The organism is Chryseobacterium sp. PET-29, assembly GCF_025736815.1.
Classification (GTDB): domain Bacteria; phylum Bacteroidota; class Bacteroidia; order Flavobacteriales; family Weeksellaceae; genus Chryseobacterium; species Chryseobacterium nepalense.
Genome location: NZ_CP107053.1, coordinates 3,715,290 through 3,734,458, shown reverse-complemented (window position 1 = coordinate 3,734,458; position 19,169 = coordinate 3,715,290). Strand labels below are relative to the sequence as shown.

General features: G+C 43.0%; 16 protein-coding genes. 6 read left to right on the top strand and 10 right to left on the bottom strand.

Annotated features, from left to right (window positions below):
* Positions 1–113: 113 nt before the first annotated feature.
* The 4 genes from ODE14_RS16960 (at position 114) to ODE14_RS16945 (ending at position 4,081) form a co-directional block, all read left to right on the top strand.
* Positions 114–1,115 (top strand): T9SS type A sorting domain-containing protein, encoded by a 1,002-nt coding sequence (locus ODE14_RS16960; protein ID WP_248394944.1) that lies wholly within the window; start codon positions 114–116, stop codon positions 1,113–1,115.
* A gap of 208 nt (positions 1,116–1,323) precedes the next feature.
* Entirely contained in the window at positions 1,324–2,073 is a 750-nt protein-coding gene (locus ODE14_RS16955; protein ID WP_248394945.1) for a DUF3575 domain-containing protein, read from the top strand.
* Between the two features lie 816 nt (positions 2,074–2,889).
* On the top strand, positions 2,890–3,126 hold the full coding sequence (locus ODE14_RS16950; protein WP_263602258.1) for an alkaline phosphatase family protein: 237 nt from the start codon (positions 2,890–2,892) through the stop codon (positions 3,124–3,126).
* Positions 3,053–4,081: an ectonucleotide pyrophosphatase/phosphodiesterase gene (locus tag ODE14_RS16945; RefSeq protein ID WP_318173679.1), complete on the top strand. Its 1,029-nt coding sequence runs from the start codon at positions 3,053–3,055 to the stop codon at positions 4,079–4,081. Before ODE14_RS16950 ends, ODE14_RS16945 begins: the two co-directional genes overlap by 74 nt.
* A 791-nt stretch (positions 4,082–4,872) precedes the next feature.
* Here the strand turns inward: ODE14_RS16945 and ODE14_RS16940 are convergent.
* The 8 genes from ODE14_RS16940 to ODE14_RS16905 form a co-directional block, all read right to left on the bottom strand.
* Complete coding sequence (locus ODE14_RS16940) at positions 4,873–5,604, bottom strand: DNA-binding domain-containing protein (RefSeq protein WP_263602257.1); 732 nt, start codon at positions 5,602–5,604, stop codon at positions 4,873–4,875.
* A 120-nt stretch (positions 5,605–5,724) separates the two neighbouring features.
* Positions 5,725–6,531: a T9SS type A sorting domain-containing protein gene (locus ODE14_RS16935; protein ID WP_263602256.1), complete on the bottom strand. Its 807-nt coding sequence runs from the start codon at positions 6,529–6,531 to the stop codon at positions 5,725–5,727.
* Between the two features lie 96 nt (positions 6,532–6,627).
* Entirely contained in the window at positions 6,628–7,461 is an 834-nt protein-coding gene (locus ODE14_RS16930; protein ID WP_263602255.1) for a T9SS type A sorting domain-containing protein, read from the bottom strand.
* Between the two features lie 213 nt (positions 7,462–7,674).
* Positions 7,675–8,859 carry a hypothetical protein gene (locus tag ODE14_RS16925; RefSeq protein WP_263602254.1) on the bottom strand — a complete coding sequence of 395 codons (1,185 nt, stop codon included), beginning with the start codon at positions 8,857–8,859 and terminating at the stop codon, positions 7,675–7,677.
* A 111-nt stretch (positions 8,860–8,970) separates the two neighbouring features.
* Positions 8,971–10,194: a hypothetical protein gene (locus tag ODE14_RS16920; RefSeq protein ID WP_263602253.1), complete on the bottom strand. Its 1,224-nt coding sequence runs from the start codon at positions 10,192–10,194 to the stop codon at positions 8,971–8,973.
* A 118-nt stretch (positions 10,195–10,312) separates the two neighbouring features.
* Positions 10,313–11,818, bottom strand: coding sequence for a hypothetical protein (locus tag ODE14_RS16915; RefSeq protein WP_263602252.1), 1,506 nt, complete (start codon positions 11,816–11,818; stop codon positions 10,313–10,315).
* A 52-nt stretch (positions 11,819–11,870) separates the two neighbouring features.
* Positions 11,871–12,449, bottom strand: a complete 579-nt coding sequence (locus ODE14_RS16910; RefSeq protein ID WP_263602251.1) for a hypothetical protein — start codon at positions 12,447–12,449, stop codon at positions 11,871–11,873.
* A 203-nt stretch (positions 12,450–12,652) separates the two neighbouring features.
* Positions 12,653–13,708 (bottom strand): NAD(P)-dependent alcohol dehydrogenase, encoded by a 1,056-nt coding sequence (locus tag ODE14_RS16905; RefSeq protein ID WP_263602250.1) that lies wholly within the window; start codon positions 13,706–13,708, stop codon positions 12,653–12,655.
* Positions 13,709–13,870: 162 nt separating this feature from the next.
* On the opposite strand from ODE14_RS16905, the gene ODE14_RS16900 reads away from it, so the two are divergent.
* Both ODE14_RS16900 and ODE14_RS16895 read left to right on the top strand, forming a co-directional pair.
* The gene (locus ODE14_RS16900) at positions 13,871–14,770 is read left to right on the top strand and encodes a helix-turn-helix domain-containing protein (RefSeq protein ID WP_263602249.1); all 900 of its coding nucleotides are present in this window, start codon (positions 13,871–13,873) and stop codon (positions 14,768–14,770) included.
* Positions 14,771–14,855: 85 nt separating this feature from the next.
* Positions 14,856–16,190 carry a carboxylesterase family protein gene (locus ODE14_RS16895; RefSeq protein ID WP_263602248.1) on the top strand — a complete coding sequence of 445 codons (1,335 nt, stop codon included), beginning with the start codon at positions 14,856–14,858 and terminating at the stop codon, positions 16,188–16,190.
* Between the two features lie 121 nt (positions 16,191–16,311).
* On the opposite strand, the gene ODE14_RS16890 is transcribed toward ODE14_RS16895, so the two are convergent.
* On the bottom strand, positions 16,312–17,784 hold the full coding sequence (locus tag ODE14_RS16890) for an alpha-amylase (RefSeq protein WP_263602247.1): 1,473 nt from the start codon (positions 17,782–17,784) through the stop codon (positions 16,312–16,314).
* Between the two features lie 46 nt (positions 17,785–17,830).
* Entirely contained in the window at positions 17,831–18,928 is a 1,098-nt protein-coding gene (gene dinB / locus ODE14_RS16885) for a DNA polymerase IV (RefSeq protein WP_263603851.1), read from the bottom strand.
* Between the last annotated feature and the right edge of the window lie 241 nt (positions 18,929–19,169).

The window sequence follows — 19,169 nt, the reverse complement described above, 5'->3', positions numbered from 1 at the left end:
TCTGAAAAAAGGGAGTTTATTTAAGATTTAAATTTCTCATTGGAAACAAGTTATCCCTAAAAAAATAATTCCGGAGCAATTGTTTTTTAAGTATATTCGTTAAAAATTTAAGTATGAAAATAAATTTATTCCTTCTGCTGATGGCTTCAGGCGTCATTTCAGCACAGACAACGATTACGAAAGCGTTTAACGATCCTGTAAGCGGGGAAACCGCAAATTATTTGTCCGTTACGGGAACACCAGATAACTCGGCAACAGGTTCTAATGTAACCTTCAACAATGCTTCTCTGGGATTTGGTCCGGCGGCTGTTACCAGCTATTCAACACCCACCTCAACAGAAATTACCACCTTCCCGAATTCTACCTTAAAAATGGCAGGCCCCGGAAATACGGTATATTACAAACAATCTGCCTCCAAGCTGGAAATTACAGGATTAGTCACCACCGATGCTACCCTGAATCTTGCCGCAAACAACGGGACTTTTATTTCCTATCCTGCAGCTTTCGGGTATTCCGAGACGGATCAGGCACAGGGAACATTCAGCTCAACTGCTGCAAACGGATTGTGTAAAGGAACAGTCAGCATTTCTGCAGATGCTTCAGGAACCCTTATTTTAGGTTCTTCTAATTTTACAAATGTTCTCAGGATAAAATCTGTTCAAAGCTTCAACCTCTATGCTGCATCAGACACTTTCTTTCTATTTCCGATTGGCTCTATTGTAAATACTTCCTATTCGTATTATAACAGCACTTATAAATTTCCTTTGCTGACCACCATTCAGACCGTAGTCAATGTTCCGTTAGCCGGAATCAACAACCAGACCACCAATTCGGCACAGGCCCTGAATACCGCAAACCTGGCCACAAAGGATCTGTATGTTCAGAAAGACAGGCTGAAAGTATATCCTAATCCTGCTCAGGAATTTATTGAATTGAAAGGAACAGCAGAAAGCTATACAACGGCAAACATCTATACCCTGGACGGTAAGCTTGTAAAAACTTCCGGTATTACCTCCGGAAAAATACAGGTCTCAGACCTGCCTTCTGCTTCTTATTTTATTGAAGTTTCAACAAAAGACAAGAAGACGGAAACCTCAAAATTTATCAAAAAATAGATAAACCCGAACAATATATCCGCCAGAAACTCTGAGCGGATTTCTTTTTAAGCAGGGTGCAGATGCGTCTTTTTAGTTTGCATGCAGCGGACACGCCTGTAAACAGCTTGTAAACAGAATCTTATTCATGAAGCAAAACGGATTACCGAAATTATTTTGCCCGCTTTTTGCTTGTACCTCAATACTTCAAATCTTAACATATTAAATCATGAAAAAATTCTTACTCATCATCCCCTGCTGTATGCTGACCACAGCAAACGCACAGGAAATCCCCGCTCCGCCGTCGGAAAAAATGAACATCATTAAAACAAATGTTACGGCATACGCATTCCGAAATATAAACCTTACTTATGAACGAGTCATTAACAGATGGTTTTCAGTGAATATGGGTTTTGGCGCCATGCCGGAAGGAAAAGTTCCTTTTATCAATTCCTTTTTAAACGATGAAGACGAAAAAAGATTTCAGAACCTCGAAGCCAAATCTTTTAACTTCACCATAGAGCCGCGTTTTTATCTTGGCGCAGGATACGGAAAAGGATTCTATGTGGCCCCCTATTACCGCTATTCGAAAATTACCTCCAATACTTTTGACTTCTACTACGACTATACCTTCAGCGGAACGACCTTTCAGATTCCTCTCAAAGGTTTCGGAAACGCCAACGGAAACAGTGGCGGTGTAATGGTAGGCGCCCAGTTTTTCCTCACCACAAGCCGCAGCCTTGTCCTTGATTTCTGGATTGCAGGGGCCCACTACGGAGCAGGAAAGGGAGACTTTACGATGACCAGTGACATCCCTCTTACTCCCGATATGCAGGCTGAACTAAAAAGGCAGATCGAGGATCTTGATATTCCTTACGTCAATTATACGGTAGAAACCAATACCAACGGAGCCCGCGTGATTATAGACGGCCCCTGGATCGGTTTCAGAACAGGACTGTCCCTCGGATACCGGTTTTAAAAATGAGATCAGAATAGAAACCTACAGCAGAAGTCAGACTTCTGCTTTTTCTTTTTATCACCAGTGCCGGGACTTCGAGAGCCTCAGTCCCCGGTGCCCATCACTCCTTGTCATTTCGTGGAAGTTTTTAGGTATTATTCGTAAAGTCAGTGAGGTAAATCTTCGTTGAGATCCTTTCAGGATGACAAATGCGAAAATAATAATTAACTAGTGTCCACACCAACGACAACCGGGGACTTCGAGAGCCTCAGTCCCCGGTACCCATCACTCTTTGTCATTCCGTGGAAATTTTTAGGTATTATTCGTAAAGTTAGTGAGGTAAATCTGTGTTGAGATCCTTTCAGGATGACAACCGTGGACTTCGAGAGCCTCAGTCCCCGGTGCCCATCACTCCTTGTCATTCCGTGGAAGTTTTTAGGTATTATTCGTAAAGTCAGTGAGGTAAATCTGCGTGGAGATCCTTTCAGGATGACAAATGCGAAAATAATAATCACCTCGCAACGACAACAACGACAACACCCGTGGACTTCGAGAGCCTCAGTCCCCGGTGTGATACTACTCTTTGCCATTCCATGGGAATTGTGATATGATACTACGCTGCAGCGATATCTGCGTAATCCTCGGGAGACAAAAAACATGACAACACCTCCGTACCCCGAGTTTAATATTTTTTTAACCTGCTAAACTTTTCTGTAATGACCGGAGACCCTAACTTTGCACAAAACTTACCTAATGAAGCAAGGATTAGCAATAATAACGCTGCTTTTTTCACTATCCCTTTTCAGTCAGCATGGAAGCACGGACACCGCACAGGTGGTGATCCCCAACCGGTACAACACTGTTGAAGCCCGGGCAAAACCCTATGTCATTATGATCTCTGCAGACGGATTCCGTTATGACTACGCAAAGAAATACAATGCGGAGAACCTTCTGAATTTATCCGGCGAAGGAGTCCGGGCCGAAGCCATGATTCCCGGTTATCCCAGCATTACCTTCCCCAATCACTGGACCCCTGATCACCGGGCTTTACCCCTCTCACCACGGGCTTATTGATAATTATTTCTACGATTATAAAAGAAAGGCACCCTATGCGATGAGTGATAAAACCAATGCCGAAGACGGCAGCTGGTACGGTGGCCTCCCTCTTTGGGGACTGGCAGAGCAGCAGGGAATGCTTTCCGCATCTTTAATGTGGGTGGGCTCGGCAAGCGATGCCGGGGGAACACGGCCAACCTATTATTATCCCTACCACGAAAAATTTTCACCGCAGGAGAAAGTTGACAAAGTGATCAACTGGCTGAAGCTTCCCATGGACAAAAGACCCCATTTTATTTCTCTTTATTTCCCCGAAGTGGATGCAGGCGGACATCATTTCGGGCCTGACGCAAAAGAAACCGAAGATGCCGTTCACAAGGTGGATGCAGCCGTAGGCGAACTGGTACGGAAAGTGGGCGAACTGGGTCTGCAGAATGTCAATTTTATTTTTGTCTCCGACCACGGAATGATCAAAGTAGACGGCAGCAATCCCCTGGAAATCCCGCAGCTGCTGCTGGATAAAAACAGATTTGATATTTACAATTCCCAGACTTTATTAAGAGTGTACGTCAAAAATCCGGCTGAGGTTAAAAGCGTTTACAAAGAATTACAGGTTCATAAAACCTCAGATTATGAAGTGTATCTTGATAAAAAGTTTCCCCGATACCTGCATTTCTCCGCAAAAGATGATTACTATGGCAGAATAGGACAAATCCTCCTGGTTCCCAACGCTCCTAAGATATTCCTGGAAAAAGGCAAAAAGCCTTCCGCAGGAAAGCATGGCTATAATCCGGCAGTGGTTCCTGAAATGAAAGCCACCTTTATGGCATGGGGTCCGGCATTCAAAAGCCATAGGACTGTTGGTGAATTTGAAAATGTGAACGTTTATCCGGTGGTTGCAGATATTTTAGGTTTAAAGATCCGCCAGCCCGTGGACGGAAAGCTGAAAGTGCTGAAACAGATCATAAAATAAACCCGTTGTGCATTTGATTCTTTTCGTCACTTCGAGTAGCTTTGAAAAAGCGTATCGAGAAGCTTATAATTTTGAAGACAGGTTCCATTCTCGATACATTTGTTCTCCACTTTGTTGCGAAAAAACACTCGAAGTGACGAAGTGACTATCGAAATGACAACCGTGGACTTCGGGAGCCTCAGTTCCCGGTGCCCATCACTCCTTGTCGTTCCTTGGGAATTTTTAGGTATTATTCGTAAAGCTAGTGAGGTAAATCTGCGTGGAGATCCTTTCAGGATGACAAATGCGAAAAATAATAATCACCTTGCAACGACAACACCCGTGGACTTCGAGAGCCTCAGTCCCCGTACCCATCACTCTTTGTCATTCCTTGGGAATTTTTAGGTATTATTTGTAAAGCTAGTGAGGTAAATCTTCGTTGAGATCCTTTCAGGATGACAAATGCGAAAAATAATAATCACCTCGCAACGACAACACCCGGGGACTTCGAGAGCCTCAGTCCCCGGGTGGCTGCAGCCCTAGAAGCCACAAGTACCACTACTCTTTGTCAAAAAAAAACTCCGGCCGGGATTGCAAAGCGGACTGAAAAAAAACACTTAAAATCAGTGACGCTTTACCCCATGCCGGAGCAATCAAAAACATGATGAGTATTTCAAAATTACGTTCAGGAATAGGTTCCCGAACTTTGGGTGGTCTGCATCGTACGGTGCAGACACTCTGCATCGGTCGATGCATACCTCCTGCATGCATCGGTGCAGACCCCCTGCATGCACCGATGCAGACCCTCTGCTCTACTGTACCGTCAGCACCTTATCCAATAATGCGGTACGCGGTTCTTTGAGCATCATGCTCCCCGAGAATTGGGTAACCACCTTCAGCTGGTACGTTCCTGCCGGTAATGCCGGAATAACCACCATCAGTTCAGAAGGATTATTGGTGACGATATCGCTGACCTCTACCTGAGTGCTGGCCTGCGAAACAGTGTCTGTGAAGAATATTCCTACTGCAGGATCGTCTCCGGCCACCTTGAGCTTGCTTCCGGAAATCCTGAGGTTCCTTCCGGGAGTCAGGAGGTCGTTTACCGAGCCGCTTTTCACATCTTTCACCTGGAGGATCACCGTGGAAGCATCAGCGATCCCCAGGATGTTGACTTCAATATTCGGGATCTCTGCCCTGAGCTTCTCTCCCTGGTTGAACTGGAAAATGATGCTGTGCTTATCCTTATTAAAAGTCTCCGAAGGGCTGTCGAATACTCCGCGGATGGTAGTGCTGGCGGTAAAGTAGCCCGTATTGACAGAATACCCGTCACAAAGCTGATAGGCCATTTCTTTCAGGAAAAGCTCCGTGGCATGGGCCATCGCGGAAGCGGAGACATCGGCGCCGCCCCTGTTGACGGCGGCTTCGCAGATCTGCTGTACCGTAAGAGGACGCTCGCTCACGGTTCTCGCGATATAATCATTGGGATTGTCTTTGGTTAAAACATTGTCGTAGAGATACGCTTTAATTTTGTGTAAAATAGGCATTGTTTTAAAATTTAATGTTAGTTACTGATTTATCTGAACCCTCACGGGGTGAAGTCTTTAAGACAGCTTAATGTACTTACGGATGGCAAATCCATTTGGATGGGTCTGCTTTCCAGGTTATTATTTCCTGATCATTTTTCTTACGGTAGTAATCCCGTCATGCTCTATCCTGAGCAAATAGGTACCGCTCTGCAGGCTGCTGACATCCACCGGCTTTCCAAATTGTGCCTCCTGTTTCATCATCAGCTTACCGGAAAGATCATGCACTGTTATTTTTATGACAGCCCCTGTGTGGCTGCTGTGGTCTATGGTTATGGAAGACCCCGCAGGATTGGGAGCGAATGTTGCGGATCCTTCATTACGCTGCATCGTTTCCGTTACCGATAAGGTTCCTCCCTGCCCTGCGGTAAGCCCGGCAGAGTTTGTGGTAAAGGCATATTCCTTTATGGTAAGCGTTCTGTTGACCAGCTCTACCAGGATCCAGCCGTAATACACCGTTCCGGAGAAGGTGGCTTTAAAGCCAATGTATCTGTTTCCCAGATTCTGGAAGTTGGGCGTAAAATAATTGCCGATAAAAGGGTCTGAGTTGAGGCTGTATACCGCGGAAGAATTGATGGCAGCACCGAAATTCAGCGGGGTTACATACAAGGCATTTTCGATCACATACATCTTATCAGAAATATCGGAAAAAGAGCGAAGATGGATGTACCATTCATTGCTGTTGTAAACGTCCCATCTGAAGGAATAGTCTACGAGCCCGTCATTGTTCAGATCGATAGGATAAATACTGTTTTGTGAAGCGCTGGTCTGTGGTGAGGTAACCTGCGCGGTAAAAGAAAAATCAGGCTGTGGATTGACCAGAGTGATCTGGCTTTTCGCTGTGAATGCTGCTGAAAGCGTTAATAAAAGAAGTAATTTTTTAAGCATCGATTGTTATTTTTAGGGATTATTCTATTTATGGTTAAACTACCCGACTGGGTATGATACTGTACCGGCAGGATAACTTTACAGTTCTGTTCCTTTTTATTTTGCAATAAGCACTTTCTGTGAAGCCGAAGTACCGTCCTTATAATAGACTTCCAGTATATATTCGCCGGGCTGTAGAGAAGAAACATCAAGACGGTTTGCACTAGGATAGCTTTTTACCTGTTTTCCTTCGGCACTGAACAGCGTGGCTTGAGTAATCTTTCTGCTGGTATCGATCATGATAAAATCATGGGCAGGATTAGGATAAATTCTGAAGCTGTTTTTTACGGCAGCTTCCGCTGTTGATAATGACGTTACAATATTGACATTAAAGTCATATGGATTTCCGAACGATCCAAAACTTCCATTGGAACAGGGGCTTAAAACTACGGAACTGCTATAAGGATAGCTCGCCTGCGTTCTTACGAGTCTTGCCCGTGTAATTCCTGTAAGTGCCGTACCGGGAACGGTAAAAGTTCTTGTAAGAGGAACGGCGGTCTGAGAAAAAGCAGGAAGCGCAGCATTGATGGTATTGCTGTTCTGCAGTACAATCTCAGAGGTTTCAAAAGTATTGCTGTGGTCATAGTCTATCCACAGTGCAAAATAAATAGGCTCAAAGTCCGGTGTCGTATACGGATTAATGGTAATGGTATTGTTCCCTGATTTGGTAAGGTCTCCGAAGACGGTTGTATTAAAATATTTATACGTATTGGCTGTTCCGTACGTTCCTAAACTCCCAAACGAAAGGGTTACTCCGCCGATGGTAATGTCCTTGAACATATTATAACCGGAAAAATAGGTGCATGCACAATAAGGTGCCGGATTTGTGATCTGGCTTTTTGCGGTAAACGCTGCTGAAAGCGTTAATAAAAGAAATAATTTTTTAAACATCTTTGTTTTTCATTTGTTAAAGGGTTAATATTAAATGGTTGATGAAAGCAGCGCACGTGCATGCGCTGCTGTTGAATATTGAACTGTATCTTATGATAATAATTCTTTGATTGCTTTTATAAAACCTTCAGGGTTTCAAAACCCTGAAAGTTTGCTGGTAGTTGATCACGGATTACAAATCCGCGATATCGGACAATTAGATTAAGTTATTCTCTATAAACCAGAAGGAATTGAAGCCGAACCCGAATTTAGACCTCCAAGATTAACGGTTACATCAGGAAGCGTTTTGACAATAGAATTATTAATAACTAAACAATATATTGTCCATGTACCATTACTTGATGTTGTTCCACCGTCATAGTCGGCTTGTAATCTCCACGTACCTCCGGACTGATATGCATTTAAAATCAAAGGGTTATATACGCCACTTGCACCCGAATTAATAGTATTAACACTGAAGCTACTTCCAACTACCACTACAGTATATTGGCTTGTAGGAATATTGGTATTAAAGTTACTTACCCAATCCTGTTGAACATTTGATAATACATATCTTATATAAGTAATGTTAGAAGTATTTCCGGAAGAAGAACTTGCTATTTTAATTTCTCCTGTCGTATTATCTCTTACTAAAGTTGCTACATTCGTAGATCCGGCAGAACTGGCTGCTGTTCCTATTCTTACATTACCATTGACATCCAACGTTGTAGAGGGACTGGTTGTTCCTACCCCTACCCTGTTATTCGCCGCATCTACCGAAAGCGTGGTTCCGTCTACTGAAAAGCCATTGGTTGCCGTAGAGGTGAAAGCCAGTGTATTGGCGCCTTGGGTTACCGTAGTATTTCCGGATAGAGAACCACTGCCTTTGTAGATACCGCCCGTACCGGTTGCAAGATCTGCATTGGCCACCGTACCGTCTAAGATCTTAGCTGAGGTTACTGCATCTGCGGCAATAGCGGGAGAGGCAGCTGTCCCGGATAGGTCTCCTGCCAACTGTACAATTCCTTTCGCCGTGGTAGTAGCATCTCCTACTGCCGCACCGCTTGTAATCTTTTGCCATGCACTGCCGTCATAGAAATAATATCCTGCGGCCGTAATATTGGCAGTCTTAGTGCTGGGTGCGGTAGCGGCGGCCGTGGCATAAATAATAATCCCTGCCTGTGCAACATTGTACTGCGCATCCCCGGCTTGGATCTGGTCACCGGTTAATCTCGGCGGCAAAAGCCCCTCCGGCTTGCTGCCGTTGGTGGTCTGTGCCATAATGTCTAAAGTAGCTTTCGGGGTATTGTTATTGATCCCCACTTGCGCAAATATGGTAAGGCTGAATAAAGATACAGCCAGGGTAATGATATTTTTCATTGTTGTTGGTTGTTTGGTGTTAAGGTGAGCTTGGCTCATATTGTTATAATTTTTGTTTCTTTAAATCCTTCAGGGTTTTCAAAACCCTGAAAGTTTGCTGGTAGCTGATCACAGATTACAAATCCGCGATATCGGTGTTATTGTATTAATTTAAAATTGTGTACATATTATTCCATATGTCGTGGATGCTGAACCATTACCCATAGATAAAACTTCTACTTTTACGAGTGTTGAATCTCCTGGATAGGCAAGCCAAAAGGTGTTTTTCTCTGTATAACTGATTCCGTCACCTGTACCAAATCCCAAAGGTTGATAAGTACTCCAATTTGATGTTGTAAAGGTGTGACTAAGCGTATCGGAATAATATCCGCTCCCTTGCCAGTTTTCTTCTATACTTCTATATATTACTATACTGGCAGATGGGGGATAATTTAATCGATATTCAGGAACATTATTATTGATACGAACTTCAAATCGTCCAATTCTTACGGTCTTATTAACATCTGATAATGCAGAATTATATAAGGTTTTTAATATAATAGAACCTTGATTTGGAGAAAACTCTATTGGACTATAATAGACATTCGTCCAAGTATTTCCTGAAGCTGCATTAGTGTTGACAATTTTTGCTACAGTTTTAGCTGAAATTATAAAGCTTGTATTGCTGTTAATACTTTCCGAAGAAGCTGCATTTATTGTAATATTATATATTGTATTATTGACAATTTCATAAGCTCTACCCTTACAATTACACGAAGCCGATAAACCTGTTGGCAATGTAAAGACAGCGTCGGAACTACCATTATAATTTATATAGTAATCATTTGCAGTCAAAGTATAAGTGGATGATGTTACATTTACATAATTAGTTCCAAGGGAGCCATTGACTTGTAATTTTGATCCAGGTGAAGTAACACCGATACCTAGATTACCATTGTCCTTTACCACTACATCCGTTCCGACAGCTCTTGCAGTACCGTCTGCATTGGTTCCTACCTTTACCATCGTATTGCCGGTGTCATTCACCCAGGCATCATTGGTGGTATCTCCGGTTGCTCCAGTCAATTTCTGCCATGCACTGCCGTCATAGAAATAATATCCTGCGGCCGTAATATTGGCAGTCTTAGTACTGGGTGCGGTAGCTGCGGCTGTGGCATAAATAATAATCCCTGCCTGTGCAGCAGTGTACTGCGCATCCCCGGCCTGGATCTGGTCGCCGGTTAACCTTGGCGGCAAAAGCCCCTCCGGCTTGCTGCCGTTGGTGGTCTGTGCCGTAATGTCTAAAGTGGCTTTCGGGGTATTGTTATTGATCCCCACTTGCGCAAATATGGTAAGGCTGAACAAAGATACAGCCAGGGTAATTATATTTTTCATTGTTGTTGGTTTGTTTGTTGTTAAGTGAGCTTGGCTCGTAATTTTTATTTAATTAAATACTTTACAGTTCCATCACCTGTGCAGGCTCCGGCTTACTGTATAATCCTTCGACACCCGATTATTTTAAACGCTGTGCCGTAAAATAGAAATAATAATTGGTACCATCCCTCCTGGCATGCCAGGTACAGTTATACCATTCTTTATTTGGAAACGTAAGCATTGCGTTAACATATTCTCCCTGCCCGATCGCGGTACTGAAATTATCATCGCCATCAATATTATAGCTGTAATAACCAGATGCAATAGTGGTATCCACGCCATTCACATAAGAATCATTGGTAGACAGGGAAGATACATTATAATTAACAGGGGATGAAGTACTGTTGTACAACTTCGGACTGGTATCTCCATCTCTGTACCAGCTTTCAATAAAATCCATCCTTAATCCATTAATAAAGATAAAATCTGCCTTCTGAGCGGCTGTTGTTTCTTCGTAGGCAGCCCTTCGGTTAATGGTGGTGGTATTGTTCACTGCTTTTCCGGTCATTAATCCCCTGCTTCCGCCCTTCGATAAAAATTTCGATACCGGTACCGTGATGATCGCGGATCTTATTTCACCGATCACGAAAGGCGTGGTATTTTGCCCGATCGTTGCGTTACAGCTGAAACCCAGGAAGTTTACCGGTACCGTTATGGTTGTTGGGGAGCTAAAGTTGGGGGTTCCCGTCACTGAATAGGTAATATACCCGTTCCCTTTGTTAAGCGTACCCTCATCTAAAGTGAACGTAAGACCGTTCTGGGTAAAGGTTGTCCCGCCGGAATAGCTTCCCCCGTTTCCCCCGGAATAGTAAACCGTTAAAGTCCCGGAATAGGCGGTACCTGCAGCAAATGCGGCCGGAGTAATAAATGCCGTGTTGCAGTTCAAACCTGTAATAACAGGATTTACCGTGGTGGTATTATCTATTTTCCTCCATTCCTTACCATTCCAGAATACAAAGCCTTTATAGGTGAGCGTACCGGCACCCGTGTTATAGGCCAGCAATCCTGTTGCAGGAGATGGTATCGTCACTACATCCGTAGCGCTTGCTAATGCTACTCTCGGGATGAGCACCCCTTTGCTGACAGAGGTAATATCCAGCGCTGCGCTGGCATCAGGAGCACCCGTTCCGATACCTACAGCACCATTATCCTTTATTACGAAATCTGTTCCGGCGGCTCTTGCCGTACCATCCGCCTGGCTGCCCAGCTTTACCATGCCGGTGCCGGTGTCATTGATCCAGGCATCATTCGTGGTATCTCCTGCACCACTCCCTATTTCCTGCCATTTGCTTCCATTGAAAAAATAATAGCCTTCTTTGGTAATATCTGCTGTTTTGCCGCCCGGAGCGCTGGGTACGGTGGTTACATAAATAATGGCACCTTTCTGTGCAGATCCGTACTGTGCGTCGCCGGCTTTCAGCTGATCACCGGTTAACCTCGGAGCAATAAGACCTTCCGGCCTGCTTCCGTCTGTTGTTTTGGCTACGATATCCAATGTAGATTGAGGACGTATTGTATTGATTCCAACCTGCGCAAAAAAAGCTGAGCTTACTAGTAAAACAGGGAGTATGATAAGTTTCTTCATCGTGTGTTATTTAAAATATGTTTTTGTTTGTTATTTTTTTATTGGTTACAAATTATTCATGATTACAGCCGGTAAAAGAATACCGAACAGGAGGAGGTCTGCTGAGATGGCAGGCTATGGTCTTTGAAACCCGAAAAGGGTATATTGCTATATGGATGAGATTGTCTTTCAGGCAGAGTGGCAGAAGAACGTTCCAAACCACAGAGACTGCCGTTTTATGATGTTTCCTGAAAGAAGGAGGATCTACCGGAACAGCTATGGATGAAGAGCCATCTGCATTTCCAAAAAACAATCTGCCTTCCGGGCTGTTTCTGTACATTGCCGGAACATGCTGATTCACATGATATTTTTGAGGAGAGGCCAGGGAAGCAGAAACGCCCTGTAAAGATGTGTCTGTTTTGCCTTTCTTTCTAAGGCTTATGTCTACGTTTCTTCGTTCCGCTTTCATCACATATACCGCTGAATCTCCATGCAGGAAGCTGTCTTCTGAAATAAAAATAACGGAATCCGGCGGAGAAGAGGCCTGGAAGAACTGTGGAATCCCGGAAAAGAATAGCAGCACCCCTATCATCCTTGCGCAGAAACGCAGGAACGAGGGAAACTGTACTGTATTCATCACGGGTGTCTTCATTGTGTGTTTAAAAACAGCCCGGGATTTGACTGTTTTCTCTTACAAAGATAGATAAATAATTGAAACAACGAAATTACAATGATCTGTTTTATAACTCCTTAGTTTCGTACACTCACCCTGTGGCAGATAGAAAGAGCTTCCGCAGATATGCCGCATAAAAAAAACTCTCCGGAGAGAGTTCTTTTAAAATATCCTGTCAATCATTACAAAGACTGCATATCAATTACAAAACGGTATTTCACATCGCTTTTCAGCATTCTTTCATAAGCCTCATTGATTTCGCTCATTTTGATTAGCTCAATGTCTGAAACGATATTGTGTTCGCCACAGAAATCCAGCAACTCCTGGGTTTCAGCGATACCGCCAATCAGTGATCCTGCTACGGAACGGCGCTGGAAAATCAACGGTCTTGTGCTGGGTTCGGTTTCCTGGAATTCTCCCACAAAACCTACAAGAACTAAAGTACCGTTTAATGCCACGGTCTGCATATAAGGGTTGATATCATGCTCATAGGGAACGGTATCAATAATTACATCAAACTTACCCCTTACCGCATCCATCTGTTCCTGTTCAGTTGAAATCACTACATGATCCGCGCCCAACGTTCTGGCATCTTCGGATTTACCGGGTGTACGGGAAAACAGGGTGACCTCAGCACCCAATCCTTTAGCCAGTTTAATGGCCATATGTCCTAACCCGCCTAATCCCACTACGGCGACTTTAGAATCCGGACCTACGTTCCAGTGTCGTAGAGGAGACCATGTGGTAATTCCTGCACAAAGCAACGGTGCCACTGCAGCAAGATCAAGGTTTTCCGGAACGCTGAGAACGAAACCTTCATCTACCACCACTTTCTGGGAATACCCTCCGAATGTTTGGCCTCCCAGATGTTTGTCTTTTCCGTTGTACGTTCCTGTAAACCCCTTCTGGCAATATTGCTCCAGATCATGTTTACAGCTCTCGCATTCTCCGCAGGAATCCACCATACACCCTACTGCCGCAAGATCTCCCACTTTAAATTTGGAAACTTCACTACCGACATTGGTAATTCTCCCTACAATTTCATGCCCCGGAACAACGGGATACATGGATCCTCCCCAGTCGTTTCTTGCCGTATGAAGATCAGAATGGCATACTCCGCAATACAGGATTTCAATCTCAATATCTTTAGGGGTTACTTCTCTTCTTTCAATATTCATTTCGGCCAGGTCCGCAGTGTTGGATTCTGCACCGAACGCTTTTACTGTGAATGTATTCATATCGTATTTAAGTTTGTACTAAAATTAATAATGTTATGGCAAAAATCGTATGTTTATGATGAATTAAGCTTATATAAATTACAGAATGATATACCAATTTTACCGTGACCGCAAAATCTGCGCCTTAAATATGGTAATTTTGGTTTCTGAAGAATTAAATATATGAAAGATCAGGTTAATTTTATCGAAAGTATTTCCGAATACAATAAAATGGTAAACCATGATACGCTGCATCCTTTGGTGAGTATCATTGATTTTTCCAGATCCGGCCCTGTCTGCCAGTTCAGGAGAGCCTTCGGCTTTTATACCGTCTTTTTGAAGGATGTCCTGTGTGGAGATCTGTTTTACGGAAAACATAACTACGACTACCAGGAAGGAACGCTGGTCTTCATTGCCCCGGAACAGGAGTACGGAATAACGAATGACGGAAATCCTATACAGCCTGCAGGTTTTGCACTGCTGTTCCATCCGGACCTGATCAAAGGGACCAGCCTGGGCACTACGATTGGTGATTATAATTTCTTCTCTTATGAAGTTCACGAAGCCCTACACCTTTCCGAAAAAGAAAGAGAAATCATCCTGGATTGCTTTAAAAACATACAGCTTGAGCTGGAACAGGCTATTGACAAGCACAGCAAGTCCCTGATCGTTAACAACATTGAACTTTTCCTCAATTACTGCATGCGTTTTTATGACCGCCAGTTCATCACGAGGGACCATATCAACCGCGGCGTGATAGGAAAATTCGAAACATTACTGGATGACTATCTGAACTCTGAAAAACCCAGGACCATCGGTTTTCCTATGGTTCATTATTTTGCTGAACAGCTTAACCTGTCAGCCAATTATTTCGGAGATGTCATGAAAAAGGAGCTTGGCATTTCGGCACAGGAATTTATTCATAATAAGCTTATTGATGCCGCAAAACGGCAGATCACCGATCCTTCAAGATCCATCAGTGAAATTTCTTATGACCTTGGTTTCAGGTATCCGCAGCATTTCACCAGATTATTCAAAAGTAAAACAGGAGTATCTCCTACCGCATACAAAGCGTTGCAATAATTATCTCAGTAGGATAAGATATTAAGTATTTTTTTGGCTTAAAAAAGATTAATTGCTACATTTAAGGTAATCATAATTTTGTTGGATGACAACACAGCAACACAAGAAAATCCATACCTTTCATACTTCTTTCGGAACCATTCCGGCATTAAAGGGAAATGGGGTCATCAGGGCGAAAAGTATTCGCTATGCCCGCTCTCAAAGATTTAAAAAGCCGGAACCCTTACCATATCCGGAGCATGATGAAATTCCGGATAAAACCCCGGTATGCCCACAAAATGTAAGTCCTCTGCTGGACAGGCTGATCCAGAAAACAGATGTGGAACAGTTTGAACCGGATGAATCCCCGCAGTTTCTTACCATTACACGTCCCGAACACTTTAATGAAAACGAAAAGCTTCCCGTTATCGTCTGGATTCATGGTGGCTCCTATGAAATCGGATGCGGTGATCTTCCCACGTCTGATCCTTCCGTGTGGGTAAAGGAACAGCACATTATTGTTGTTTCGGTATCGTACCGGCTCGGGCTTTTCGGTTTTTTGGGAGGTAGTGAAGAAAGGCCGGCCAACCTGGGATTGTATGATATGATTGCCGCTCTCCAATGGATAAAACAATACATCCGCGACTTTGGCGGAGATCCTGAAAACATTACCCTGTTCGGACAGTCATCCGGAGGTGATGCCATTGCACATCTCATGATCTCGGAAGAAACGGAAAATTTATTCCGCCATGTGATTATCCATAGTGCTCCGCTGGGATTCAGGATCAACAGGCAAAAGATGTCCCATGAGTTTTTCCTCAAGACGGATATTTTAAAAGATGAACCCGATGCGCTTAAGATGGTAGCAGGATATCGCACTTTTTTACCTTCTTTCAGAAAATACGGATTGAAGACCTCCATGCCATTCTGCACGCAATATGGCCATCCTCCGTTATGCCAGGAAGAAGAAACCATGCCGAACTGGAAACAAAATGCAAAGAAGTATGATGTTTTAATAGGCTCCAATCAGGATGAAACGGCTTTTTACGTGAAAACCTCGCAAACAGGCATTTATACTTATCTACCCCAAAGAATTCTGAATAAGATTGTAAGAAAAACTACGGCGTCAATCTATGAAAAACCGGCCAAGGCGTTTGCAGAAAATCTTGCAGCCGGTGGCGGAAATGTATACCAGTTTGTTATTCGGTCTACCCTAAAGAGCAATAACATCGGCGCATCGCACTGTGTAGATCTGCCTCTGTTATTTGAAAACAAGGAAGCCTGGCAATCAGCAGAGCTGCTGAAAGATGTTCCATGGGAATATATTCAGGAAAACGGGAAAAAGCTTCGGGCGCTCTGGGCAGAATTTGCGAGATCCGGATCAATCTCAGAAGATTCAGAAAGGCCTGAAATCCTTAAGCTTAAAAAAGTTAAGAATTAAACGGATTCATCCTAAAAAATATCCGCAAGGTTTGTCATTCAACACAGCTTTTATACTCTTGCCGTACATGACAAAACTTACGGATGATCATTATAAATATTGTTGGCTTGCAGTTACAAGGCTACTCTTCGATCCAGACACTTACGTTCCCTGCAGGAACAGGGAAATTTCCCCAGCCATTTTCATCGATTGTAACTTTATCTTCAAATCTTCCCAATACATCATAGAAGGTTTTCCCGATGTATCTTTCGCCCATTTCCATAGGCTTTTCATAGGCCTCTTTATTGCTGAGCACAACCGCACATCCCGAATGTTCATCATCTCCTTCACGAACCCATCCGAGGCAATTGGCGTCTTCAAAATAATCCCGCTGCTCTCCGTACGCATGATCTTTTCTGGCTTTCAGCAACTCCTCGATACCGTCTACCTTATCCAGAAATATTTCCTGGTCATTCCCTTCCCTGTCTTTATCAACGTAATGCGCTCCGTACAAATCCGGATAAAATACACATGGATATCCGTCCTGACGAAGTAAAATTAATGCATACGCCAATGGTTTAAACCATTGTTCTACCGGTGCTTCAAGATCCTGTAAAGGCTGGGTATCGTGATTATCAACCAGGCTCACTGAATGCAGCGGATCGGCCTGGGTAAGCGTTTCATCAAAGATTCTGCGGAGATCATAAGAATCCCCTTCATTGGAAGCGGTATGGAAATTATTCTGTAATGAGCTGTCGAAAAGGCTCATACAACCCTCCGTCACATCAATATATTTCTGAAGAAGACCCAGATATCCCGGAGCCCAGTATTCTCCTACCGCAAAAATATTTTTGCCGGAGTTGGAACGCAGCAGCGTAAGCCACTCTTTATAAAAATCAAATGAAATATGTTTCAGGGCATCCAGCCTTACGCCGTCAAAATCTGTCTGATCAAAATACCATTTTGCCCAGTTGTTGAGCTCTTCTCTTACGAAAGGATTGCGGTGTTCCACATCATTAAACATGAGATAATCATAGTTTCCTTTTTCATCATCAATCATCTCTTCCCAGTCGGTTCCATATTCATTTTTAATTTTAAAAATATGAGAATCCATGCCTTCTGCATAGTCTACGCCACTGAAGCACGTATAATTCCACTCAAAGTCCGAATATTTTTTTCCGCGGCCGGGAAAAGTAAATTTGGTGTATGACTGTATCTCGATTTCGCCGGAAATTATTTTATCCCGGTTTTCTTCATCTACTTTCAGGGCCTTGAATGTTTCAAGTTCGTCCCCTCCGGCTTTGTGGCCGAGAACGATATCAACAATAATCTTGATGTTGTGTCCTTTTAAAGCCTTTATGGCTTTTATATAATCGTCTTTTGTTCCGTATTTTGTGGGAATAGTTTCTTTCTGATCAAATTCTCCCAGATCAAAAAGATCATAGGCATCATATCCGGTAGAACAACCACCTCCCGTTCCTTTGTAAGCGGGTGGAAACCATACTGATGTAATTCCTAATTCAGCCAGATATGGAGCGTTATTTTCTGCTTCTTTCCATAGTTTCCCTTCTCCTTCCGAGTACCAGTGGAAGTATTGAATCATCGTTTCATTCATAAAATTGTAAAATTTGGTTACTACAATTTACTGAAAATATTCGAGATTATTGGTCTTCAAATTCTTTGAACGGAATTTTTAGTTGAACCGACACCTGTTTTTTTTCTTCAGTATTGAGCTGGGAAAGGGATAAACCGAGTAACCGAACAGGTTTGTCGAACGGGCGTAGCTCCCAAAGCTGTTTTCCGGTATTAAAATATTCTTCTGCGGAAGAGAAATATTCTTCCCGGGTGATGCTTCTTGTAAAAAGGGAGAAATCTTTGTATTTAATTTTCAGGGTAAGCGTACGTCCGAGAATATTATTTTTCTGAAGACGGCTCTGGAGCTCTTCACTGAGACTTTGTAATTTCTCGTTGATCTGATGTTCATCAAAAAGGTCTTCAAAAAAGGTTCTTTCTACCGCTACACTTTTCTGGATCCGGTGAGGCTTTACTTCAGAATGATGAATTCCCCGAACGACATTATAGTAATAGGCTCCGGATTTTCCGAACATCCTTGTGAGGTCTTCTACAGATCTTTTTTTCAGATCTTTTCCCTTGTAAATGCCTAAGCTAAACATTTTATTCGCCGTCACCTTCCCCACTCCGTAAAACTTTTCGACCGGTAATTCTTCAAGAAAACTTTCTACCTTATCCGGATGAATGGTTTTTTGGCCATTCGGTTTATTAATATCTGATGCTACTTTAGCCAAAAATTTGTTGATAGAAATTCCCGCAGAAGCCGTTAATCCTGTCTGTTCGAAAATCTTCTGGCGAATCTCCCTGGCAATCTGATTAGCAGACTCTATTCCCTTTTTGTTTTCCGTGACATCAAGATAGGCTTCATCCAATGATAAAGGCTCTACCAGATCGGTGTATTCATAAAAAATCTCCCTTATTTTCCTTGAAATCTCCTTGTACCGCTGAAATCTGGGTGAGACGAAAATAAGATGCGGACACTTTTCTTTCGCAGTTTTACTCGGCATCGCAGACCGTACCCCGAACTTTCTTGCTTCGTAGCTTGCCGCTGCGACAACTCCCCGATGCTCTCCACCCACTGCAATAGCTTTCCCTTTTAATGCAGGATTATCATGCTGTTCTACAGAAGCATAGAATGCGTCCATATCGACATGAATAATTTTGCGAAGGAGAAAAGAAGAATCCATACCGCAAAGATATGGATTCATTTTATGTTTTCATTTCAAGCTAATTTCTTTTGTCTTGAAACAAAAGAAACAAAAGTTCAAGACTTGGAAACTCCGACTAAAAATAAATTCTGTTCTCTAAAAATTCTAAAATTCGCGCGAATCAAAATCTGCTCTTCATTTCAATTAATTTGTCGCGCTCAAACAGTAGAATTTTTTTAACGTTTGCAGATTTTATTTTCTTAACGTCTCCATTTCCTAT